This window comes from Thermomonas carbonis, from assembly GCF_014396975.1.
Taxonomy (GTDB): domain Bacteria; phylum Pseudomonadota; class Gammaproteobacteria; order Xanthomonadales; family Xanthomonadaceae; genus Thermomonas; species Thermomonas carbonis.
Map to the genome: position 1 here is coordinate 1,036,465 of NZ_CP060719.1, position 22,938 is coordinate 1,059,402.

The 22,938-nt window shown below is 67.7% G+C and carries 22 protein-coding genes; 17 read left to right on the forward strand and 5 right to left on the reverse strand.

Annotation, left to right across the window (positions count from 1 at the left end):
- Positions 1-21 precede the first annotated feature (21 nt).
- The 5 genes from ttcA to H9L16_RS04810 all read left to right on the forward strand — a co-directional run bounded on the left by ttcA (position 22) and on the right by H9L16_RS04810 (position 3,783).
- On the forward strand, positions 22-912 hold the full coding sequence (ttcA, locus tag H9L16_RS04790) for a tRNA 2-thiocytidine(32) synthetase TtcA (protein ID WP_187553418.1): 891 nt from the start codon (positions 22-24) through the stop codon (positions 910-912).
- A 158-nt stretch (positions 913-1,070) separates the two neighbouring features.
- A complete protein-coding gene (locus H9L16_RS04795; protein WP_187553419.1) occupies positions 1,071-1,976 on the forward strand; it encodes a recombination-associated protein RdgC in 906 nt (301 codons plus the stop codon).
- 74 nt (positions 1,977-2,050) lie between these two features.
- Positions 2,051-2,422, forward strand: coding sequence for a tudor domain-containing protein (locus H9L16_RS04800; RefSeq protein WP_187553420.1), 372 nt, complete (start codon positions 2,051-2,053; stop codon positions 2,420-2,422).
- A 7-nt stretch (positions 2,423-2,429) separates the two neighbouring features.
- Positions 2,430-3,227 carry a YgjP family zinc-dependent metalloprotease gene (locus tag H9L16_RS04805; protein WP_187553421.1) on the forward strand — a complete coding sequence of 266 codons (798 nt, stop codon included), beginning with the start codon at positions 2,430-2,432 and terminating at the stop codon, positions 3,225-3,227.
- A gap of 46 nt (positions 3,228-3,273) precedes the next feature.
- A complete protein-coding gene (locus H9L16_RS04810) occupies positions 3,274-3,783 on the forward strand; it encodes a hypothetical protein (protein WP_187553422.1) in 510 nt (169 codons plus the stop codon).
- A gap of 48 nt (positions 3,784-3,831) precedes the next feature.
- Here the strand turns inward: H9L16_RS04810 and H9L16_RS04815 are convergent, their stop codons facing one another.
- Together H9L16_RS04815 and hemH are read right to left on the reverse strand one after the other, a co-directional pair.
- Positions 3,832-4,707, reverse strand: coding sequence for an alpha/beta fold hydrolase (locus tag H9L16_RS04815; RefSeq protein WP_187553423.1), 876 nt, complete (start codon positions 4,705-4,707; stop codon positions 3,832-3,834).
- Entirely contained in the window at positions 4,707-5,675 is a 969-nt protein-coding gene (hemH, locus tag H9L16_RS04820; protein ID WP_187553424.1) for a ferrochelatase, read from the reverse strand. The genes H9L16_RS04815 and hemH overlap by 1 nt, the downstream gene beginning before the upstream one ends.
- A 101-nt stretch (positions 5,676-5,776) precedes the next feature.
- On the opposite strand from hemH, the gene H9L16_RS04825 reads away from it, so the two are divergent.
- The 6 genes from H9L16_RS04825 to H9L16_RS04850 all read left to right on the forward strand — a co-directional run bounded on the left by H9L16_RS04825 (position 5,777) and on the right by H9L16_RS04850 (position 8,996).
- A complete protein-coding gene (locus H9L16_RS04825) occupies positions 5,777-6,007 on the forward strand; it encodes a hypothetical protein (RefSeq protein WP_187553425.1) in 231 nt (76 codons plus the stop codon).
- 80 nt (positions 6,008-6,087) lie between these two features.
- On the forward strand, positions 6,088-6,918 hold the full coding sequence (locus H9L16_RS04830; RefSeq protein WP_187553426.1) for a lipid-binding SYLF domain-containing protein: 831 nt from the start codon (positions 6,088-6,090) through the stop codon (positions 6,916-6,918).
- 48 nt (positions 6,919-6,966) lie between these two features.
- On the forward strand, positions 6,967-7,194 hold the full coding sequence (gene tatA / locus H9L16_RS04835; RefSeq protein WP_187553427.1) for a Sec-independent protein translocase subunit TatA: 228 nt from the start codon (positions 6,967-6,969) through the stop codon (positions 7,192-7,194).
- An 18-nt stretch (positions 7,195-7,212) separates the two neighbouring features.
- A complete protein-coding gene (tatB, locus tag H9L16_RS04840) occupies positions 7,213-7,560 on the forward strand; it encodes a Sec-independent protein translocase protein TatB (RefSeq protein WP_187553428.1) in 348 nt (115 codons plus the stop codon).
- A complete protein-coding gene (tatC, locus tag H9L16_RS04845; protein WP_187553429.1) occupies positions 7,553-8,308 on the forward strand; it encodes a twin-arginine translocase subunit TatC in 756 nt (251 codons plus the stop codon). Before tatB ends, tatC begins: the two co-directional genes overlap by 8 nt.
- A complete protein-coding gene (locus tag H9L16_RS04850) occupies positions 8,289-8,996 on the forward strand; it encodes an RDD family protein (protein WP_187553430.1) in 708 nt (235 codons plus the stop codon). Before tatC ends, H9L16_RS04850 begins: the two co-directional genes overlap by 20 nt.
- 1 nt (position 8,997) lies before the next feature.
- On the opposite strand, the gene H9L16_RS04855 is transcribed toward H9L16_RS04850, so the two are convergent.
- The 3 genes from H9L16_RS04855 to H9L16_RS04865 form a co-directional block, all read right to left on the reverse strand.
- The gene (locus H9L16_RS04855) at positions 8,998-9,930 is read right to left on the reverse strand and encodes a BPSS1780 family membrane protein (RefSeq protein ID WP_187553431.1); all 933 of its coding nucleotides are present in this window, start codon (positions 9,928-9,930) and stop codon (positions 8,998-9,000) included.
- A 22-nt stretch (positions 9,931-9,952) separates the two neighbouring features.
- On the reverse strand, positions 9,953-10,690 hold the full coding sequence (locus H9L16_RS04860) for a glutamine amidotransferase (protein ID WP_187553432.1): 738 nt from the start codon (positions 10,688-10,690) through the stop codon (positions 9,953-9,955).
- Positions 10,691-10,758: 68 nt separating this feature from the next.
- On the reverse strand, positions 10,759-12,576 hold the full coding sequence (locus H9L16_RS04865) for a GspE/PulE family protein (RefSeq protein WP_187553433.1): 1,818 nt from the start codon (positions 12,574-12,576) through the stop codon (positions 10,759-10,761).
- A gap of 82 nt (positions 12,577-12,658) precedes the next feature.
- Between H9L16_RS04865 and glyQ the strand changes: the two genes are divergently transcribed.
- From glyQ to H9L16_RS04895, 6 genes are all read left to right on the forward strand, one after another.
- Entirely contained in the window at positions 12,659-13,576 is a 918-nt protein-coding gene (gene glyQ, locus H9L16_RS04870) for a glycine--tRNA ligase subunit alpha (RefSeq protein ID WP_187553434.1), read from the forward strand.
- A gap of 139 nt (positions 13,577-13,715) precedes the next feature.
- Positions 13,716-14,108, forward strand: a complete 393-nt coding sequence (locus tag H9L16_RS04875; protein WP_187553435.1) for an EF-hand domain-containing protein — start codon at positions 13,716-13,718, stop codon at positions 14,106-14,108.
- A 1-nt stretch (position 14,109) separates the two neighbouring features.
- Positions 14,110-14,703: a DUF3011 domain-containing protein gene (locus H9L16_RS04880; RefSeq protein WP_187553436.1), complete on the forward strand. Its 594-nt coding sequence runs from the start codon at positions 14,110-14,112 to the stop codon at positions 14,701-14,703.
- A gap of 115 nt (positions 14,704-14,818) precedes the next feature.
- The gene (glyS, locus tag H9L16_RS04885) at positions 14,819-16,894 is read left to right on the forward strand and encodes a glycine--tRNA ligase subunit beta (protein ID WP_187553437.1); all 2,076 of its coding nucleotides are present in this window, start codon (positions 14,819-14,821) and stop codon (positions 16,892-16,894) included.
- An 83-nt stretch (positions 16,895-16,977) separates the two neighbouring features.
- Entirely contained in the window at positions 16,978-18,996 is a 2,019-nt protein-coding gene (locus tag H9L16_RS04890; RefSeq protein ID WP_187553438.1) for an autotransporter assembly complex protein TamA, read from the forward strand.
- Positions 18,993-22,904, forward strand: a complete 3,912-nt coding sequence (locus H9L16_RS04895; RefSeq protein WP_229796546.1) for a translocation/assembly module TamB domain-containing protein — start codon at positions 18,993-18,995, stop codon at positions 22,902-22,904. The genes H9L16_RS04890 and H9L16_RS04895 overlap by 4 nt, the downstream gene beginning before the upstream one ends.
- Positions 22,905-22,938: the final 34 nt, after the last annotated feature.

The window sequence follows — 22,938 nt, forward strand, 5'->3', positions numbered from 1 at the left end:
GCCGGTTAAAATGCCTGCCTGATGAATGCCGCCATCCCACTCCCGCTGGCCGAACCGCAACCGCTCGCGCGCACGTGCAAGCAGGATGCCGACAAGCTGGCCAGGCAGCTGCGCCGCCAGGTGGGCAAGGCGATCGCCGACTTCGGGATGATCGAGGACGGCGACAAGCTGATGGTCTGCCTGTCCGGCGGCAAGGACAGTTACGCGATGCTGGATGTGCTGCTGCAATTGCAGAAGAAGGCACCGATCGCATTCAGCATCACCGCGGTGAACCTCGACCAGAAACAACCCGGCTTCCCCGACCACGTGCTGCCGGACTACCTGCGTTCGATCGGCGTGGATTTCCACATCATCGAGCAGGACACCTATTCCGTCGTCAGCCGCGTCATTCCGGCAGGCAAGACCATGTGTTCGCTGTGCTCGCGATTGCGCCGCGGTGCGTTGTACGCGCATGCCGACCGGCACGGCTTCAGCAAGATCGCGCTGGGCCATCATCGCGATGACATCGTCAACACGTTCTTCCTCAACCTGTTTTTCCACGCGAAGTCGGGCGGCATGCCGCCGAAGCTGCTGTCCGACGACGGCAGACACGTGGTCATCCGCCCGCTGGCCTACGTGCGCGAAAGCGACATCGAGGCCTATGCCGAGGTGAAGCAGTTCCCGATCATTCCCTGCAACCTGTGCGGCTCGCAGGAAAACCTGCAGCGCGCGCAGGTGAAGAAGATGCTCGCGCAATGGGAACGCGATACCCCGGGCCGCATCGAAAACATCTCGCGCGCGCTGGGCAATGTATGTCCGTCGCAATTGAGCGACCCGAATTTGTTCGACTTCCCCTCGCTCGGCAAGCGCTGCGATGCCGCGCTGCCGGATGCGCATGCGTGGCTCGCGGGCGATGAGATGAAAATCGATTAACACTCGTCATCCCGGCGAAAGCCGGGATCCAGCCCGGTTCTTGTCTTCCTGGATGAAGGAAAGAACTGGATTCCGGCTTTCGCCGGAATGACGAGCAAAGCAACCCCACCCCAACCCTCCCCTGCTTTGCAAGGGAGGTGGCACAACCAGGATCCTTGATGTTCTTCCGCAATCTCACGCTGTTCCGTTTCCCGACGTCGCTCGACCTGTCCGACCTCGAACAACAACTGGCCGAATGCGCGCTCAAGCCGGTCGGTCCGCTGGAACTTTCATCGCGCGGCTTCGTGCCACCGTTCGGCCACCACGGCGATGCGCTGAGCCATGGCCTGCACGATGCGCTGTGGCTCACCGTGGGCGGTGAGGACAAACTGCTGCCCGGCGCGGTGGTCAACGACCTGCTGCAGAAGAAGCTGGCGGCGATCGAGGAACAGGAAGGCCGCAAGCCCGGCGGGCGCACGCGCAAGCGCCTGAAGGACGACCTGATCACCGAACTGCTGCCGCGCGCGTTCGTGCGGCCGGTGCGCAGCGATGCGCTGTTGGACACGTCGCTGGGCGTGATCGCGGTGGATACGTCATCGCGCAAGAACGCGGAATCGGTGGTCAGCGAAATCCGTCGCGCGCTGGGCAGTTTCCCGGCCTTGCCGGTGAATGCCGAAGTCGCGCCGCGCGCCATCCTGACCGGCTGGATCGCCGGCGACACCTTGCCGGAAGGATTGACGCTAGGCGACGAATGCGAACTGCGCGATCCCACCGACACCGGCGCGGTGGTCAAGGTGCAGCGCATGGATCTGTCGGGAGACGAGATCGCCAGGCACCTGGAATCCGGCAAGCAGGCGACGCGCCTGGCGCTGGTGCTGGACGACCACGTCAGCTTCGTGATCGGCGAAGACCTGGTGGTGCGCAAGTTCAAGTTGCTGGATGGCGCGGTGGATCAACTGGAATCCACCGAGCGCGACGACGTCACCGCAGAACTCGAGGCGCGCTTCGCATTGATGGCCGGCGAGTTCAAGCGCCTGTTCAACGTGCTGGAAAAAGCCTTCAAGCTCAGCAAGGCCGATGCCTGATTCCGCCGCTGGGATCGAGTCGTGCGGACGTACACTGGCGCGGCTTCGACCCTCAACCTGATCGGGACAACGACATGGGCAAGACACTGCTGGTAATCCTGCTTGGCGTGCTGGCCTGCGCCGGCGCGATGGCGCAGTCGCGCGGCGACTGGGTCCTCGGGCAATGGCAGGGCGGCGCTTACTGGTTCCCGGGCGTGGTGCAGGAACGCAACGGCGACAAGGTCACCATCCAATACGACGACGGCACCACCGAAACCGTGTCCTTGAAGCGCATCAAGTCCTACAACTGGGCGCTCGGCACGCGCGTGGAATGCCAGTGGTCGGGCGGCAGCGAGTGGTACTCCGGCAAGATCGCCGGGATGGCCAAGGACGGCAGCGAGATCGACGTCCTCTACGACGACGGCGATCGCGAACGCATCGCGACCGGCGGCTGCCGCTCCCGCTAGGACCTGCATGCAGTCTCTGTTGCGCCTGTTGCAGGCACACCGCACCGTTTCCAAGGCCTCTTCCGTCCAGCGCGACAGCATCGGCTTCGTGCTGGACGACGGCCGCCACGTCGATGTCCTGCGCGTGCGCGATCCGCGTGCGCGCAGGATCAAATTGTCGGTCGATGAACGCGGCGCGCGCCTGAGCTTGCCGCTGCGTGCCAGCCTGGTCGCCGGCGAACGCTTCCTGCACGAACATCGCGACTGGCTGGCCCTGCAGCTGGCCGCGCAGGGCGAACACGCCGGCGAAGGATTGCTGCGCGGCGTCACCGATGCGCTGCCGTTACGCGGCCAGGACGTGCCGCTGCGCTGGACCGGCGGACGGGCGCTGCGAATCGACATCGATGCCGACGCCGGCCTGTCGTTCGCCGCGCCGGTGACGGCCGGCGATGCCGGCATGCGCCGCGCACTGCGCGATTTCTACGAAGCACAGGGCCGCGCCGATGTCGGCCGCTGGTTGCCGGGTTATCTCGAAGACTTGCCGCGCGCGCCGCGGCGCATCGTGTTCAAGCGCACCTCGACCCAATGGGGTTCGCTGGCACCGGACGGCACGCTGTCGCTGGACTTGGCGCTGGTGCTGGCGCGGCCGTCCGCGTTCGAATACGTGCTGGTCCACGAGCTCTGCCACTTGCTGCATGCCGACCATTCGCGACGATTCTGGCGCGAGGTGGAAGCGCGATTCCCGGCATGGCGCGACGAACGCCACTATTTCCACGCCGAAGGCCGGCGATTGAAGGCGCGCCTGCGCGGCCTGCTGGCCGGTTGAGCCGCCCGCCTGCGTTGCCTCGGCAGGACAATCAAGGAAATCCGCCATGACCCACCCTGCCATCCGCCTGTCGATCACCGTCGCACTCACCGCCCTGCTCGTCGCGCCGGGCTGCAAGAAGGCGCAAGACGCCGCCGTGGAGACCGCGATCGAGCGCGCGACCGGTGCCAAGGTGGAAAAGGACGGCGACACGATGACCATCAAGACCGAGCAGGGCGAGGTCAAGGTCGCCACCGCCGAGGACGGAGGCACCGTGGCAATGCCCGCCGATTTCCCGAAGGATGTCTACCTGCCGGCCGACAACAAACTGGCCAGCGCGATGGACATGGCCGGCATGCAGATGCTCAACATGACCACCCCGCAGGAACTGGCCAGGGTCTCCGCCGACATCGAGAAGTCGATGCAGGGCCAGGGCTGGAAGCGCGAGATGGCGATGCAGGCCGGCGACGGCAGCACCCTGATGTACAGCAAGGACAATCGCCAGGTCGTCTACCAGATGCTCAAGGCCGACGAGGGCGGCACCCAGCTGGCCGTCCGCACCGGCACCAACAGTTGATCGCGCCCGCCAACCGCACTCCCTGACGCCGGTCGCAAGAGCGGCGTTTCAGTTCAGCAGGAAGAAATCGCCGATCGCCGCCGCCACTTCAGTCGGTTGCTGCATGTGCAGGTGGTGGCCACCGGCGATGACCTTCAACTCGCCGTTCGGCAACAAGCCGACGCGGCGGCGACGCAGGTCGTCCGGCAAATAGGGCTGCGCGGGATCGGCGAAAATCGCCAGGGTCGGGCATGCGATCCCGGCCACCAGGTCTTCCACCTGCGCTTCGGTCATCCGCACCATCGTCGGCAAGGTCAGCCGCGGATCGCTGCTCCACTCGTGGCCAACGGATTCGCCTTCCACGCGGACCTCGCGCAGGCCGCGTTCCACCAGCAGGCGCACCGATGTTTCATCCAGTCCGCTGCCCGGCACCAGACTGGCGTACTGGCGGGTGCGCACCGCGCTGTCGATGTCGGCGAACACGCGCAGACGCTTGTCCTTGAGCTTGCGATGCGCGACCACCGCATCGCGCATGCGCGCCACCGTGCGTTCGGGAGTCTCGGCCAGTGCGCCCAGTGCCTCGATGGCGACCAGCCGCTCGATCCGTTGCGGACAGGCGGCGGCGAGCATGCTGGCGATGCCGGCGCCCATCGAATGGCCGAGCAGGGCGAAACGTTCCCAGCCCAGCGCGTCGGCGACATCCAGTACCGCGTTCATCGCGCCGACGAACGAGTAGTCGGTGCCCGGCGGCAGGTGCGCGCTGCGCCCATGGCCCGGCTGGTCGATCGCGACCAGGTCGATGCCATGCAGGTGTTCCGCGAGCGGGACGAAACTGGCCGCGTTATCCAGCCAGCCGTGCAGGGCCAGCACCTTCGGCGCATCGAACTCGCCGGTGCGCAAGCCGCCGATGCGACCGAGCGGAATCTCGATGTCGAAGTCGCGCATCACGACCAACCTGCGTCGCCTTGCACCAATGTCGCCAACGCATCCGCATGTGCATCGCCGGCATTCAGGCACGGGATGTAGCGGAGCGTCTCGCCGCCGGCCGAGCGGAACGCATGCGCGTTCTCCACCGCAATTTCCTCCAGCGTCTCCAGGCAATCCACCGCGAAGCCCGGGCAAGCCACGTCGATCGTGCGCACGCCCTCGCGCCCAAGAGCTTCCAGCGTCTGCTGCGTGTACGGCTGCAACCAGCGTTCCTTGCCGAAGCGCGACTGGAAAGTCAGCAGGATGTCGCTGCGCGGGATGCCCAGCGCTTCGGCGATGGCAAGGGTACTGGCTTCGCACTGGGCCGCGTAGGGATCGCCGCCATCGACCAGCCGCTGCGGGATGCCGTGGAACGACAGCAGCAGGCGCCCGCCGCGACCATTCGCATCCCAGTGCGCACGGATCGAATCGGCCACCGCCGCGGCCCAACCGGCATCGCGGTGGTAGTCCTGCAGCATCGAAATCTGCAAGCCTTTTCCGTGTTTGGCGATGGCATCGGCGACGCTGGCGGTGGTCGTCGTCGAATATTGCGGATACAACGGCAACACGCGGACCGAGCGCACGCCTTCCGCACGCAGCGCATCCAGCGCGGCAGCGATCGACGGCTCGCCGTAGCGCATCGCATGCAGCACGCGCCAACCCGGCAAGCGCCTGCGCACGACGTCGGCCAGCGCCGCGGTATGCACCGCCAGCGGCGAGCCGCCGGGCAACCAGACCGACGCATATTTCAACGCGACCTTCGGGCTGCGCAGCGGCAGGATCACGAAGTGCAGCAGCGGGCACCACAGCCAGCGGGTGAGCTGGACCACGCGATGGTCGTGCAGGAATTCGGCCAGGTAGCGGCGCACCGCGGTGGCCGTCGGTGCATCCGGCGTGCCCAGGTTGACCAGCAGCAGCGCGGACGGCGATTCGGGAGCTTGATTCATCGCAACAGGATGACATGCGGATGCGACAAACTCCGCTGGCGACGGCCTCTCGCCAGGGGCACGCTGGTGGTCGGGTTCGGGAGCAGAGTGAGGCGCTGGACATGAGCGAACTTGTACTGGAACACCTGCGTGGCCTCAGGGCTGTCATCGACAGCATCAACGGCAAGGTCGATCAGCTGACGGTGCGCGTCGGTGGCATTGAGCAAGGCATCGCCGTCCTCCACCAGGACGTGTCCAACCTGCGCAGCATCGTCGCCGAACAGGGCATGCGGCTCGACCGCCTGACCGATCGCTTCGGGCGCATCGAACAACGGCTCGAACTGGCCGGCTGAGCCGATTTCTCCCGGCACGGTTCCTTGTCGGTTCATCGCGGCACGCCTAGCCTGAACGCCCCGCCACCGGAAGCCGCCCCATGCCGCGCACGCCCCGTCGCCTTGCCCTCGCCTTTGCGCTGACCATCGCCACCACGGGTGCCTTCGCCGGCGAACGCGAGGACGTCCGCGCCGGCGAGGCTGTGCGCGTGGTCGAGCAGATCCAGGCGATCCCGGAATCCGCCATTCCCGATCGCCTGCTCGATGAAGCAAAAGCGATCGTCGTCGTTCCCGACACCATCAAGGCCGGCTTCGTGTTCGGCGGCCGCCGCGGCCTGGGCCTGATGTCGGTGAAGACCGCCGACGGCACCTGGTCGAACCCGGTGTTCGTGAAACTGGCCGGCGCCAGCTTCGGCCTGCAGGCCGGCGTGCAGTCGGCCGACGTGATCCTGGTGTTCCGCAGCGAGCGCGGGCTGGACTCGATCGTCAACGGCAAGGTCACCCTGGGCGCCGATGCCGGCGTGGCCGCGGGGCCGGTGGGCCGCAACGCCGCCGCCGCCACCGATGGCCAGCTGAAGGCCGAGATCTGGTCGTGGTCGCGCGCACGCGGGCTGTTCGCCGGCATCGCTTTGGACGGCGCGGTGCTGTCGATCGACAACGGGGCCAACCGCAGCACCTACGGCGACGGCACCACCCCGCGCGCTGTATTCGAAGGTCGTGCGCCGCAGGCACCGTCCACCGCGATCGTGGCCTTCCGCGATGCACTGGAGGAAGCCACGGCCTCGGCCCGCCTGGCGCGCGGTGGCACGCCGGCACCGGTCGCCGCACCGGCGGAACCGGGCGCGGCCAGCGTGCAGCCGCTGTACAACGAAAACCCGGCCACCACCACGCCGCTGGATGCCGCACCCGCACCGCCGCCGGTCAAGCCCTGAGGCGATCGGCGTTAGAATCGCAATCCCCTCTTCCCGCAAAGGCACACCATGGGCAGTTTCAGCATCTGGCACTGGCTGATCGTGTTGGTGATCGTGCTGCTGGTGTTCGGCACCAAGCGCCTGACCTCCGGCGCGCGCGATGTCGGCAAGGCGGTGGACGAGTTCAAGAAAGGCATGCGCGGCGATGACGACAAGCCGGCTGCTCGGCTTGGGGGCGACAAGGCGTCGTCCGACAGCGAACAACGCGATCGCGACCGCGACGACGTCGCCCGCTAAGCCGCGTCGCGGCATCCGATGTTCGATTTCTCCTTCGGCGAGCTGATGGTCGTCGCCCTGGTGGCGCTGATCGTGCTGGGTCCCGAGCGCCTGCCCAAGGCCGCGCGCTTCACCGGCCTGTGGGTGCGGCGCGCGCGCGCGCAGTGGTATTCGGTGAAGTCCGAACTGGAGCAGGAACTGGCCAGCGACGAACTCAAGCGCAGCCTGCACGCCGGCCGCGAGGCGATGCGCGAGACCGAAAGCCACCTGCGCGATGTTGCCGGCGACATCGAGCGCAGCGCCTCGCCGACATCGACATCGACATCGACATCGACATCGACGACCGACGATCAAGCCCGCACCCCGGAACCACGCCGCGATGACTGATGCCGGCGACGACAGCGAACGCCCACTGATCGCGCACCTGCTGGAGCTGCGCACGCGCCTGCTGCGTGGCGTGGTCGGCTTGGTCGTGGTGTTGCTGTGCCTGCTGCCGTTCGCCAACAAGCTGTATGCGCTGCTGGCGCAGCCGCTGCTGGACAAGCTACCCAAGGGCGGCCAGCTGATCGCGACGCAAGTCGCCAGTCCGTTCTTCGCGCCGATGAAGCTGGCGTTCTTCGTGGCCCTGGTCGTGGCGATGCCGTGGCTGCTGTACCAGGCATGGGCCTTCGTGGCACCGGGCCTGTACCGTCGCGAAAAAAAGCTGGCGCTGCCGCTGCTGAGTTCCGCGTTGCTGCTGTTCTATTCCGGCTGCGCGTTCGCGTATTTCCTGGTGCTGCCGACGGTGTTCGGCTTCCTCGCCAGCGTGACCCCGGACGGGGTGGCGATGATGACCGATATCAGCAGTTATCTGGATTTCGTGCTGGTGCTGTTCCTCGCCTTCGGGCTGGCCTTCGAGCTGCCGGTGGCGCTGGTGATCCTGGTCCTGCTGGGCTGGGTCACGCCCGCGCAATTGCGCGAGGGCCGCGGTTACGCGGTGGTGGGGATCTTCGTCATCGCCGCGATCGTGACCCCGCCGGACGTGATTTCCCAGCTGATGCTGGCGATCCCGATGTGCCTGCTGTACGAGGCGGGGATCCTGGCGGCGCTGATGGTGGTGCCACGAGCGAATGCCGATGGCGCGCGCACCGACTGAGCGGCCGCTGGCGGGCCTGATGCCGCGCACCGTGGCATGGACGCTCGACGCCGCCTGCCTGCTGCCCCTGGTCGCCTTGCTGGGCAGCGCGCGGATGGCCGACGCCTTCGTCCGGGCACGGGTGGCGATGGACGCGCTATCGGCCGCCTTGCCGCGATTGCTGGAGCAGGCGATCGGCGGTGTACCCGATCCGATGACGCTGGCGCGTGTCTGGCTGACCGACCCTGCGTTGGCTGCCGCCAGCGCCACGCTGCACTCGGCGCTGTGGGATCTGCTGCTGACGCCGCTGCTGCTGTACATGCTGCTGGCCTGCGTGTGGACGGTCGGCTTCGAAGCCTCGTCCTGGCAGGCCACGCCGGGCAAGCGCGCGCTGGGCCTGACCGTGGTCGACCGCGACGGTCGCCGGCTGCGCAGCGGTGGCGCGCTGCTGCGTTTCCTTGCCGCCGGGCTGTCGTGGCTGACCCTCAACATCGGCCATGCGCTGGCCGGGTTCAAGCCTCACCTGGCCCTGCATGATCATGCGAGCGGCAGCCGCGTGCTGGCCGCGCGCGACCGGCCGCCCATGCCGGCATGGGCATGGGCTTGGCTGACGATACTGGGCGTGGCGTTCGTGATTGCGGCGACGTGGGGCTTCGTGTGGATGCAGGCCACCATGCAGGCGGCAATGCAGCACGTCCTCGGCGTGTGACTCAGGCCTCGAAGCCGTGCACCACCGGCGGGGCCGGTGGCAGCGACGACGCATCGCCGAAGGTGTCGCGCCAGGCCAAGTAAGCGGCACCTACCACCAGCACCAGCACCAGTGCAGCGAAGCCAAGCATCACCAGCATGCTCAGCGCACCGCCGACCGCAGCGTGGATCGCACTGCCCAGCATCCCCAACAGGGCGGCGACCAGGGCCACCACGACCGCCGCGACCACCAGCGCACCGACGAACATCACGCCGGCGAGCAGATTGGCACCGACGTTGCGCACCGCCGCGCGCAGGCTGTTGCGCAGCGCCTCACCGAGCTTGTTGCCGGAGAACAGCATCAGCGGGATCGAGAACAGCATCAGCGCGTAGCTGAAATAGTTGAAGGCCAGCTGCACCAGGAACAGCAGCCCCGCATTGGCCGGCTGCGGCATGGTCGGCTGGGTGCCACTCATCGCCTGCTGCATCGCCTGCAGGTAATCGCGCCAGTAATCGCTGCCGGCGATGCCGACCATCAGCACGCCACCGACCACGGTCATCGCGATCTGCACCAGTCCGAGCAGGGCCAGGCTGCGGCCCTGGGCGGTGCGCAGCGGCGCGAACACGTCGCGGGCGCGTACCGGCCGGCCGGCTTCGGCCTCGCGGACCACGTGCATCAGGCCGCCCAGCAGGATCGGCACCAGGAACATCACCAGCAGGGTCAGCGGGATCGCCACCGCCATCACCAGGCGCAGATCCGGTGCCTGACCCGCGGTCGCGCTGCCCGCGCCGACCATCACCGCCAGCACCAGCGCCATCAGCATCGCCGCCGTGTACAGCGCCAGGATCATCAGCATCGCGGCTCCGAACACCGCGCGCGGGTTCCTCCCGCCCAGGTCGATGGCCTGCTTGAACCAGGCAAGGCCCTGGCCGACCGGCAACGCGCGAATGTCCATGAGGATCCTCGGGAAGAGGCGCTCAGGATACCGGAGCGTGGTCCCGGCTCCGCGCGAATGCGACGAAACGACGCAGGATCCGGCGTGCCTGCGGTGCCGCATGCACCTCGCCGGCCAACTGTTTGCCGCAGCGGTTTTCGCGCGCCAACGCGTCATGCCGGGCGCGGATGTAGCCGCGCATGTGCCCGGCGCTGAACTCGGGATGGAATTGCACGCCCCATGCGGCCCGGCCCCAGCGAAAGGCGTGGCAGGCATCGTGGTCGTTGTGGGCCAGCACGATGGCGTCCGCTGGCGGTCGCAGCACGCTCTGCAGATGCGTGGCCTGCGCAGCGAACGGATCCGCCAGGCCGGCGAACAACGGATCCTCCTGCGCCGCCGGATGCAGGTGGATGCGCACCGTGCCCATCTCGCGCCCGGCCTCGTTGGCCCCGACCTCGCCACCCAGCGCATGTGCGATCAGCTGGTGGCCGTAGCAGATGCCCAGCAGCGGCAGGCCGGCATGGGCGGCATCGCGCAACCATTCCGCCGTGCGTTCGCTCCATGGATGGCGGTCGGGGACCATCGCCGCCGAGCCGGTGACGATCACCCCGGCAAACCCCTCGCGCGACGGCAGTTCATGCTCGTGCTCGACATCGACCACCACGGCGTCATCGCGATCCAGCCCGGCGGCGACGCGGATCCAGTGGGCAAAGCTGCCATGCCGACGCATCGAGGCGACGGGCTGGCCGGTTTCGATGATGAGAAAGGGCGTCGTGGTCATCGGCGGTCGGGTTGATGAAACCCTGCGATCAGAACGCCGCCGAGCGTGAGCGTCAACAGGCGCGGCGATCATTCGCGCGGCGGCAACACGGCGCGCACTTCCTCGATCGTGGTCAGCCCTTCGGCCACTTTTTCCAGGGCCGCCCGACGCAACGTGCGCATGCCCTCGGCACGTGCCCCGGCGCTGAAGCTGCCCAGGTTCATGTCGGCATGGAACAGGCGACGCAACGCGGGCGTGATCGGCAGCAACTCGTACAAACCGACGCGCCCCAGGTAGCCAGTGCGCCGGCATTCCAGACAGCCGACCGGCTCCTGCGGCTGCATGACCGCCGGCAACGCCTCGCCGGGTTCCAGCACGGCCGCCCAGTCGGCATCCTCGAGCGGCGGCGCGGGGCGCTTGCAATGCGCACACAGGGTGCGCACCAGGCGCTGCGCCAGCACGCCATTGAGCGTCGACGCCAGCAGGTAGTGCGGAACCCCGAGGTCCAGCAGGCGGGTGACCGCCGACGCCGCATCGTTGGTATGCAGGGTGGACAGCACCAGGTGGCCGGTGAGCGAGGCCTGCACCGCCATCTGCGCGGTGGCCAGGTCGCGGATCTCGCCGATCATGATGATGTCGGGATCCTGGCGCAGCAGGGTGCGCACGCCGGTGGCGAAGTCCAGGTCGATGTTGTGCTGCACCTGCATCTGGTTGAACTCCGGCGAGATCATCTCGATCGGATCCTCGACCGTGCAGACGTTCACGTCGGTGGTCGCCAGCCGCTTCAGCGTGGAATACAGGGTGGTGGTCTTGCCGGAGCCGGTCGGGCCGGTCACCAGCACGATCCCGTGCGGACGCTCGACCAGTTCCTTCCAGCCGGCGGCTTCGTCGTGACTGAAGCCCAGTTGTTCGATGCTGCGGAAGGCGACGTCGGGATCGAAGATGCGCATCACGCACTTCTCGCCGAACGCGGTCGGCATGGTGGACACGCGCATCTCGACCTCGCGCCCGCCCGGCGAGCGCGTCTTGACGCGCCCGTCCTGCGGACGCCGGCGTTCGCCCAGGTCCATCCGCGACAGCACCTTGATCCGGCTGGTCGCCGCGGTCATCACCGGCGGCGGCATCTCGAACACCTTGTGCAGCATGCCGTCGATGCGGAAGCGCACCCGCCCGACATCGCGGCGCGGTTCCATGTGGATGTCGCTGGCGCGCTGCTCGTGCGCGTACTGCAGCAGCCAGTCGACGATGTGGACGATGTGCTGGTCATCGGCGTTCACGTCGCCGGTGCGACCCAGTTCCACCAGTTGCTCGAAGCTGGGCAGGCTGCTGCCGACCCGCACGTTGCGCGCATCGTTGCGCGCGCCATGCACCGACTGGATCACGCCGAAGAACTGCATCGTGTAACGGTGCAGGTCGAGCGGACTGACCAGCACCACCTCGACCTCGCGGCGCGCCATGTGGCGGACGTCGCCGACCCACTCCAGCGCCAGCGGTTCGCTGGTCGCCACCAGCAGGCGCTGCGGTTCGACCGCCAGCGGCAGGATCCGATGGCGGCGCGCATACGCATGCGTCACCAGACTGGCCACCGATGACACATCGACACGCGTCGGGTCCACGTGCAGGTAGCGCATGCCCAGGCGGTCCGCCAGCCATTCGGTCAGCCGCTCCAGGCCGAGTTCGCCCGCGGGTGCCTTGCCCGCCTTCAGCTTGAGGTTGGCCAGCAACACCAGCGGATGGATGTTGCCGTCGTGGCGCAGCGTCTCTGCGGAAAAACGCAGGCGCTCGCTGTCGACGGGATCGACCATGCCATCGGCCAGCAGGGCCAGCGCCACCTGCTCGAACGCCAGGCGGCCGACCGGCAGCTCCGTCCTGACCACCTGGGAACCAGCATCGGCGCGGCTTTCCATCGGGATCCCCACAGGCAACGCGGTCAATCGCGGTGAGCGATACTTTAGACTGGCATGCCTGAACACGTTCGGCCCTCGGCGCATGCCCTCTCCCGTCGCGATCACGTTCCAGCAACTCATCCAGCGCCTCAACCTCTACTGGGCGGAACAGGGCTGCGTGCTGATCCAGCCGCTGGACCTGGAAGTCGGTGCGGGCACCTTCCATCCGGCCACCTTCCTGCGCGCGCTCGGCCCGGAGCCGTGGAACGCGGCCTACGTGCAGCCCTCGCGCCGGCCGACTGATGGTCGTTACGGCGAGAACCCCAACCGCCTGCAGCGCTACTACCAGTACCAGGTGGCGATGAAGCCGTCGCCGGACAACATCGTCGAGTTGTATTTCGATTCGCTGAAGGCGCTCGGCATCGACCCGCTGGTGCACGACCTGCGGCTGGTCGAGGACAACTGGGAATCGCCGACCCTCGGCGCCTGGGGTCTCGGCTGGGAGGTGTGGTTGAACGGGATGGAAGTCACCCAGTTCACCTACTTCCAGCAGGCCGGCGGTCTCGAATGCCGGCCGGTGCTCGGCGAGATCACCTACGGGCTCGAGCGCCTGTGCATGTACCTGCAGAACTGCGACAACGTGTATGACCTGGTCTGGACCTACGGGCCGGATGGCGCGCCGGTCACCTATGGCGATGTCTACCACCAGAACGAAGTCGAGCAGAGCGCGTACAACTTCGAGCACGCGAACGTCGCCGAGTTGTTCCATCGCTTCGATGCCTGCGAAGCCGAGGCGATGGTGCTGGTCGAAGCCGGCCTGCCGCTGCCGGCCTACGAACAGGTGACCAAGGCCAGCCACAGCTTCAACCTGCTCGATGCACGCCGCGCGATCAGCGTCACCGAGCGCCAGCGCTACATCCTGCGCGTGCGCAAGCTGTCGCAGGCGGTGGCGGAAAGTTATTTCGCCCAGCGCGAGAAGCTCGGTTTCCCGGGCCTGAAGAAGCACGCCGAAGCCGCATGATCCGGGTCGGCATATACGACTCCTCGTCCACGCGCCGGGTGGCGACCGCGATGGCGCCGATCGCCCGACGGGCATAGGATCGACCTGCGGAGTCGAGGGAGCAGCCCCCCGGGCTTGCCGGCTCCAGCGGGAGGCGAAGATGACAACAGTCGCAATGCGTGTCGCGGTGCTTGCCGCGATGCTCGGATCATGCTTGGGTGCCGCGCAGGCGCAGGACAAGGCACCGCGTTCGACCAGCACGCTGGTGGAGCGACTGGATCGCAACGGCAATGGTTGCGTCGACCTGGAAGAAGGCCGCAACTACGCCAGCCGGCGCTTCCATCGATTGGACAAGAACGCCGACGGCAAGCTCGATGCCGCCGAAATCCCTGCAGGCCAGCGCGACGGTGGCGACGACGGCGTGATTCCCCTGGAGGAATGGCAGGACGCCTACAGCCAGCGCTTCGCCCATCTCGACAGCAACGGCAACGGCTGCATGGAACAGACGGAAGTCGATGCCGGCCGCGCCGCGCACGCCAACGGAGGCCAATGACATGACCACCCATCGCGTCCATTTTCTCGCCGCGCTCGCCGGCTTGCTGCTGCTCGGTGCCGGCGGCACCGCCTCCGCGCAGAGCACGATCACCTGCGAATCGCGCAACGGCCAGTACCAGTCGTGTTCGGCCAATACCTCCGGCGGGGTCACCCTGTCGCGCCAGCTCAGCAGCCAGGGCTGCTGGCAGGGCGACACCTGGGGCTATGACCGCAACCGGGTCTGGGTCACCCGCGGCTGCCGCGCCGAGTTCCGGGTCGGCGGCACGTCATCCTCCGGCAACAACACCGGGGCCAAGGTTGCCGGCGCGCTGGTGCTGGGCGCGATCGTGGCCGCCGCCATCGCCAACAAGAACGACGATCGCGACGACCACTACGACAACGGCTACAACGATGGCTGGGGCAACGGCCGCGAGATCCGCTGCGAATCCAACGACGGTCGCTACACCCGCTGCGCCACGGTGGACCGCCGCCAGCACGTGGAGATCCGCCGCCAGCTCAGCAACCAGCAGTGCATCTACGGCCGCAACTGGGGCGTGGACGATCGCCAGTTGTGGGTCGACGACGGCTGCCGCGCGATCTTCGTGGCGTATTGAGCGCCGGCATCGGCGGTTCGGCGGGGTCGGTTAAAATGACCGACCTTGCCTCAACGCAGGGCAGCGCGCCGCAAGGCCGCTGCCTTTTTCGTTCCATCCCTGCCTGGATACCCGCGTGACTGCCTTGTCCCCGCTCCTGATCGAACTCGGCACCGAAGAACTTCCGGTCAAGGCCCTGCCCGGGCTGGCGCAATCCTTGTTCGATGGCGTGCTGGCCGCGCTGGAAAAACGCGGCGTCACCGTCGAGCGCGGCGACGCGAAGCCGCTGTATTCGCCGCGCCGGCTGGCGGTGTTGCTGCCGGGCGTGGCCAGCGAACAACCCGAGCAGACCTCGGAAGTGCTGGGCCCGTATCTCAACATTGCGCTGGATGCCGACGGCAGTCCGACCAAGGCCCTGCAGGGCTTCGCCGCCAAGGCCGGCGTTGAATGGACGCAGCTGCAGAAAACGTCCGATGCCAAGGGCGAACGCTTCGTGCATCGCGCAACCACACCGGGCGCACGCACGCTGGACTTGCTGCAGGCGGTGCTGGACGAAGCGATGGCCGGCATGCCGATCCCCAAGCCGATGCGCTGGGGCGCGCATGCCTACGGCTTCGCGCGGCCGCTGCACTGGCTGGTGGTGCTGCTCGGCGACGAGGTCGCGAATGTCGAGACGCTCGGCATTCGTGCCGGTCGCGAGACCCGTGGGCACCGTTTCCATCACCACGGCGATGTCGTGGTCGCGCAGCCGCTGGACTATGTCGAAACGTTGCGTGCGACCAAGGTGCTGGTCGACCCCCATGAACGCCGCGCGCGCATCATCGACGAAGTCGAAACCGCCGCGCGCGCGCTCGACGGCAATGCCCGCATCGATGCCGACAACCTGGCCCAGGTGAACTGCCTCAACGAGTGGCCGGTCGCGGTGACCTGCGCCTTCGAGCGCGACTTCCTGCAGGTGCCGCAGGAAGCCCTGGTGGAAACCATGCAGGCCAACCAGAAATTCTTCCCGGTGCTGGACGACAGCGGCCGCTTGACCGAGCACTTCATCGGCATCGCCAACATCGAATCGAAGGACGCGTCGGAAATCCGCAAGGGCTACGAACGCGTGATCCGGCCGCGCTTCGCCGATGCCAAGTTCTTCTTCGACGAGGACCTCAAGCAGGGCCTGGCGTCGATGGGCGAAGGCCTCAAGACCGTCACCTACCAGGCGAAGCTGGGCAGCGTGGCCGACAAGGTCCCGCGCGTGGCCGCGCTGGCGGAGGCAATTGCGCCGCAGGTCGGCGTGGATGCCGCACTGGCGCGCCGCGCCGCCGAACTCGCGAAGAACGACCTGCAGAGCCGCATGGTCAACGAGTTCCCGGAGCTGCAGGGCATCGCCGGCCGCTACTACGCGCAGCGCGCGGGCGAGCCGTCCGAGGTGTCGCTGGCCATCGACGAGGCCTACCAGCCGCGCTTCGCCGGCGACGATATCGCACTGTCCGGCGTCGGCAAGGTGCTCGCGATCGCCGAGCGCCTGGACACGCTGGCGGGCGGTTTCGCCGCGGGGCTGAAGCCAACCGGCAACAAGGATCCGTTTGCGTTGCGGCGCAATGCGCTGGGGTTGGCGCGGACGATCATCGAGAGTGGTTTCGACATCGATCTCAAGGCGCTTTTGGCCATGGCGAACGAATCGCTGACTGCAAAGAACGTGCAGGCCGATGCCGGCGAACTCTACGACTTCATCCTCGACCGTCTCCGCGGCTATTACACCGACAAGGGCGTGCCGACTTCGCACTTCAACGCCGTCGCCGAACTCAAGCCGACCTCGCTGTACGACTTCGACCGCCGCATCGACGCCATCGGCCTCTTCGCGCAACTGCCGGAGGCGGTCGCGCTGGCCGCCGCCAACAAGCGCATCGGCAATATCCTGAAGAAGGTCGAGGGCCAGATCCCCAACATCGAAGACCACACCCTGCTGTCCGAGCCCGCCGAACTCGCATTGGCCGAGGCGGTGGAAGCGGTCTACGGCGAAACCGGCCACGCGCTGTCGCATGGCGACTACGCGGATGTGCTGGTGCACCTGGCGCGGCTGCGCCCGCAGGTCGACGCCTTCTTCGACAACGTGATGGTCAACGTGGACGACGCGGCGATCCGCAACAACCGCCTGGCCCTGCTGAAGCGCCTGGCGGATCGCCTGGGCAGCGTGGCCGCGATCGAGCATCTGTCGGTCTGACGCCTGTCTCCCTCTCCCGCTGGCGGGAGAGGGCTGGGGTGAGGGTTAATCCCCCTTTGACGCCGCATCGGTATCCTGCCCCGATGACGCCCTCCCCCACGCGCCTGCTGTTCGCCCTTGCCTGTTGCCTGGCCACCGCGCCGGCGATGGCCGCCAAAGTCACCAAGGTCGAGGTCAAGGGCCTGGCCGACGCGGCGATGCAGGACAACGTACGCAGCGCGTTGTCGCTCAGCGACGAACTGGACAAGGACATCAGCGCGCGCCGGCTCAATTACCTGCTGCGCCAGGCCGAGGCCGAGACCCGCGAGGCGCTGGAACCGTTCGGCTACTACTCGCCGACCATCGTGATCCGCCGCAGCGACCGCGACCGCCCCGTCGGTGCCGGCAACGCGAACCGCGATGCGGCGAATGCCGATGCCAGCGACATCGCGACCAGTCCCGCGGTATCGGCCGATGCACCAGCGAGCACGGCGACGGACACCGCCACCGACACGCCATCGACTACGTCTGTTGTCGATGACAACGACGACGACCGCGACGCAACCACCACACCACGCAACCCCGCGCGCAATGGCAACGGCCGCAACAACGGACGCACGCTGGATGTCGTCATCGAGATCGACCTGGGCCAGCCGGTGCGGGTGCGCCGGCAGCAGGTCGGCGTGGAAGGCGCGGCGCAGGGCGACAAGACCGTGACCGAAGCGGTGGCCGCGTTCTTGCCGCGCCAGGGCGAGGTGCTCGACCATCAGCGCTACGAAGCCAGCAAGCGCACGATCGCCGCGTCGCTGCTGCGGCACGGCTATTTCGATGCCGCGTTCGCCGCGCACCGGGTCGAAGTCACCCGCGCCGACTTCGCCGCCGACATCGACCTGCGCTGGACCAGCGGCGAGCGTTTCCTGCTGGGTGCGGCGAGCTTCAAGCAGGAACCCAAGGCGGTCATCCGCGACTCGCTGCTGGCCAAGCTGGTCAACTGGGACGAGGGCGAACCCTATGACGAAGCCAAGGTGGAACGCCTGCGCCGCTCGCTGATCGCGCTGGATTATTTCGGCCTGGTCGAGGTCAGCCCCAAGCCGGAGGATGCGCAGGACAAGACCGTCCCGATCGAGGTCAACCTGACCCCGGCGCCACGCAGCATCTACACCATGGGCCTGAGCTACGGCACCCTCAGCGGTGCCGGCATCAGCGGCGGGGTGGAACGCCGCTACATCAACAGCCGCGGGCACAAGGTGCTGGCGCAGGTGGACTACGCCGACAAGCGCAAGTTCGCGACCCTGCAATACCGGGTGCCCGCGTTCGCCTGGCTGGACGGCTGGTACACGGTCAGCCTGCAGGCCGCCGACGAGCTCACCGACTACGTCAACAGCCGTCGCCTGGAACTGGTCGGCAGCCGCAGCGGCCAGTTCAACGACCACCTCACCCTGGTCGCCTCGCTGCACGTGCTGCGCGAACGCTGGGCCTACAACATCGCCGACGACGGCGGCGGCGCGCTGGCCCCGATCTCGGTGCGCTACGGCAGCTTCGTGTTCCCGCAGCTGCGCGCCGAATACGTGGATGTCGATGATCGCCTGGATCCGCGTCGCGGTGCCGGCGGCACGCTGACCCTGCGCGGCGGCAGCGGCGGCTCCGACGGCAAGGCGACGTTCTTGCAGCTGCATGCCAGCGCGCAGTGGTTCCACGGCTTCGATGCCGACAGCAAGCTGATCGTGCGTGGCGAAGCCGGCCATACCTTCACCGACGAACTGCTCGACCTGCCGACCAGCCTGCGCTTCTTCGCCGGCGGCGATCGCAGCGTGCGCGGTTACGGCTGGCACGAGATCGGCCCGAAGGTGGAGACCGACAACGGCTTCTACTACACCGGCGCGGCCAACGTGGTCACCGCCAGCGTGGAATACGAGCGCTACTTCAAGGGCCCGTGGGGTGCGGCGGTGTTCATCGACAGCGGCAGCGCCTTCGATGGCAGGAAACCCGACATGCATACCGGCGTCGGCATCGGCCTGCGCTGGCGTTCGCCGGTGGGACCGGTGCGCATCGACATCGCCCGCGGGCTGAAATCGCCGGACTCGCCGTTCACCCTGCACCTCAACATCGGGGCCAGCCTGTGAGCCTGCGCACGCGCTACCAGCGCTACCGCGCGTATGGACTGGATCCGTTGCCGGCCGATGCCAGCAAGGAACAACGCGAGGCACGCATCGCCGAACTGCGCACGCTGCGGCGCAAGCGCCAACGCAAGGTCGCGACCCGCAGCGGCATCGGCACCTTGCTGATCGTGGTGGCCGTCGCCGCGCTGGCGTACTGGCTGCTGATGACCATCGGCGGGCGCGACGTGCTGCTCCAGCAGATCGTGGCGCGCCTGCCTGCAGGCAGCGAACTCACCTGGAAGCAGGCGGAAGGCCCGGCATCGGGTCCGATGACATTGCGCGGCGTGCATTTCTCGATGCCGCGCCAGCGCGATCCCGATTGCGTGCCCACGCCGCAAGCGAGTTGCGCGATGGGCCGGATCGTGTTGGATGCCGACGTGGTCACCCTGGATCCGGCATTGCGTCCATTGCTCGGGCGCACCCTGCGGCTGGACGCACTGGACGTGCGCGGGGCAACGCTGGACCTGCCGCGCAGCGACACGCCGTTCGAGTTGCCGACCTGGCCGGACGTGCTGCCGCAGATCGAACCGCCGCTTGCGTTGCAGGCTGGCACGATCCGCATCGACGACTTCAACGTGATGCAGGAAGGCGAACCGCTGATCGCCATCCGCAGTGCACGCACCGGCCTGCATGCGGCATCCGGCCGGCTGCACGTGGAACGCTTGCGCATGGACAGCGACCGCGGCCAGTTCACCCTGCACGGCGATTACCTGCCGCGCGAGAACTACCGCAGCGACCTCATCGGCACCGCGGTCTTGCCCGCGCCCGCCGGACGTACTGCGCCGCGACTGGGGCTGGTGGCGAAGGGCGACCTCTCGCGCATGAGCGTGGCGGTGGCCGGCCGGCTGCCGGCACCCACGCAGGCCACGCTGACCTTGCGCGGCGACAAGGACGCGCCGCGGTGGCACGTCCGCGCGAAAAGCGATGCGCTCGACATCGGCCTGCTCACCGGCGCGGAACCCGGCACGCCGATGGCCTTGAATGTCGATGCAAACGGAACCGGCGGCAACGCCAACCTGCACGGCACCTTCAAGCAGGGCGATTTCAGCGCGACGATCCAGCCGTCGAAATTGAGCCTGGTCGAACGCAAGCTGCAGTTGCAACCGCTGGTCGTTGACCTGTTCGAGGGCCGCGTCACCGCGAATGGCATCGCCGACCTGCAGGATCCGAACGATGCCTCGCTGAAGTTCGGGGTCAACGCGCGCGGCCTGCAATGGACGAGCGCGGACGGCAAGACCGCGATCGGTGGTGACGCCGATTTCGGGGTTGCCGGCAAACCGCAGGCGTGGGAGTTGAAAGGCCAGGCGCGGCTGCAACGCGGCAACGAGCGCGCGATCGTGGACGTGACCGGCACCGGCAATCGCGACGGCATGCGCGTGGATGCGTTGCGCGCCAGCATGCCGCAGGGCCGGCTCGATGCCACCGGCAACATCGCGTGGACTCCCTCGGTGAAGTGGACCGCCAACGCCACCCTGGCCGGCTTCGATCCGGGCTACTTCGCCCCGGACTGGCCCGGTGCGATCAACGGCACGCTTGTCAGCACCGGCGAGTTGCGTGAAGGCAGCAAGGGCCTGCTCGCGCATGTCGATGCCGGCAAGCTCGGTGGCCAGTTGCGCAAGCGCGCGCTGTCCGGCCGCGCCACCGTCGACATCGATGGTGATGCCTATCGCGGCGACGTGGCGATCGGGCTGGGCAACAGCCGCATCGACGCCAAGGGCAGGATCGCCAACACCATCCAGGTCGATGCGAACCTGGCACCGCTGCATCTCGACGATCTGTTGCCCGACGGCAATGGCGTGCTGCGCGGCACGCTGAAACTGCGTGGCGCGCGCAATGCGCCCGACATCGACATCGACCTGGCCGGCGACAACATCGTGTTCGGCGACTATCGCGCCGAGCGTCTGCTCGCCAAGGGCAAGCTGCCCTGGAGTAGTGGCAATGGCCTGCTGCTGGTCGATGCGCAAGGCTTGCAGGCCGGCGTACCGCTCAGCAGCCTCCGCGCGAGTCTTCGCGGTGCGGTGGAACGCCTGCAGTTCGATGCCAACGCGCAAGGCGACATCGGCACGCTGGCGGTGCAGGGCAATGCGAACAAGCAGGGCGCACGCTGGCAAGGCACGCTCGCATCGCTGCAGTTCGCGCCACAACTCGGCGCGCGCTGGACGCTGCAGCAACCCACGCGATGGTCGTGGGATGGCCGCAACGGCACCTTGTCGCAGGCCTGCCTGCGTTCGGCCGATGGTGGCGACCTCTGCGCCAATGCGGACTGGCCGCGCCGCGGACTGGACCTGCAGGGCGAGCAACTGCCACTGGCGCTGGCCGTGCCCTATCTGCCGGAACGCAGCGACGGTCGCCCGTGGGCGCTCCACGGCAACGTTGACCTCACTGCGCAACTGCGTCCGCTCGGCAATGCCTGGCGCGGCACCGCGAAGGTGACCTCGGCGGCCGGTGGCGTGCGCAACCGCGCGCGCGCGCGCCGCGATCTGCTCAGCTATCGCGACCTGGTGCTGGATGCACAATTCGATCGGCAACGCATCAACGCCACCCTGGGCGCGGTGTTCGATGACGACGGCCGCATCGAGGCGCGCATCGCCACCGGTTGGGACGAATACGCGCCGCTGGATGGCGCGCTGAAAATCAACACCGACGAACTGACCTGGATGGAATTGCTGTCGCCGGACATCGTCGAGCCGACCGGCAAGCTGGATGCCGACCTGCGCCTGTCCGGCACCCGCGCCGCGCCGCTGATCGGCGGCAATGGACGCCTGCAGCAATTCGCCACCGAGCTGCCATCGCTCGGCATCGCCCTGCAGGACGGCGACATCCGCATGGACGCGCAGGCCGACGGCAGCGCGCGCATCGCCGGCAGCGTGCGCTCCGGCGAAGGCACGCTGACGGTGGACGGCGAGCTCGACTGGCGCAGCCAGGACACCCCGTTGCTGCTCAACATCCGCGGCAAGGACGTCCTGCTGGCCGACACCCGCCAGGTTCGCGCGATCGCCGCACCCGACCTGGTCGTGCGCTACCGCGCCGGCCAGCCGTTGCAGGTCACCGGCACCATCACCGTGCCGGAAGCCGACATCCACCTGGAGCGCTTGGACATGGGCGTGAGTCCGTCGCCGGACGTGGTGGTGCTGGACCCAGTGGATCCGAAGACCGCCTCGGCACCGCTGTCGTTGCAGCTCGACCTCACCCTGGCGATGGGCGATGCAGTGAAGATCGACGGCTACGGCATGCAGGGCACGCTGGGCGGCAGCCTGCGCGTGCTGCAGCAACCCGGCCGCGACATGCGCGCCACCGGTACCCTGGAAGTCGCGGGTCGTTACCGCGCCTACGGCCAGAACCTGACGATCACCCGCGGCACCCTGCTGTGGGCGAATTCGGAGGTCGCCAACCCGCGTTTGATCGTGCGTGCGGAACGCGAGATCGGCAGCGTCACCGCCGGCATCAAGGTCGATGGCGATGCCTCCGCGCCGCAAGTCGCGGTGTACTCCAACCCGGCGATGAGCGAGTCCGAAGCGCTCGCCTATCTCACCCTGGGCCGGCCGCTCAACAACCTGACCGGTGCCGAGGCCAACCAGCTCAGCGCCAGCAAGGCCGCGCTCAACGCCGGTACCGGCCTGCTCGCCGCGGAATTCGGCGCGCGCATCGGCCTGGACGATGCCGGCGTGACCGAATCGCGCGCGCTCGGTGCCGACGTGCTGACCGTCGGCAAGTACCTGTCGCCGAAGTTGTACGTCGGCTACGGCGTGTCCCTGCTCGGCACCGGCCAGGTGCTGATGCTGAAATATCTGCTGCGCAAGGGCTTCGACATCCAGATCGAGTCGAGCACGCTGGAGAACCGCGCGTCGGTGAATTGGCGCAAGGAAAAATAGCACCGCGCGGATGCGCCATTCCGGCCAATCCCGC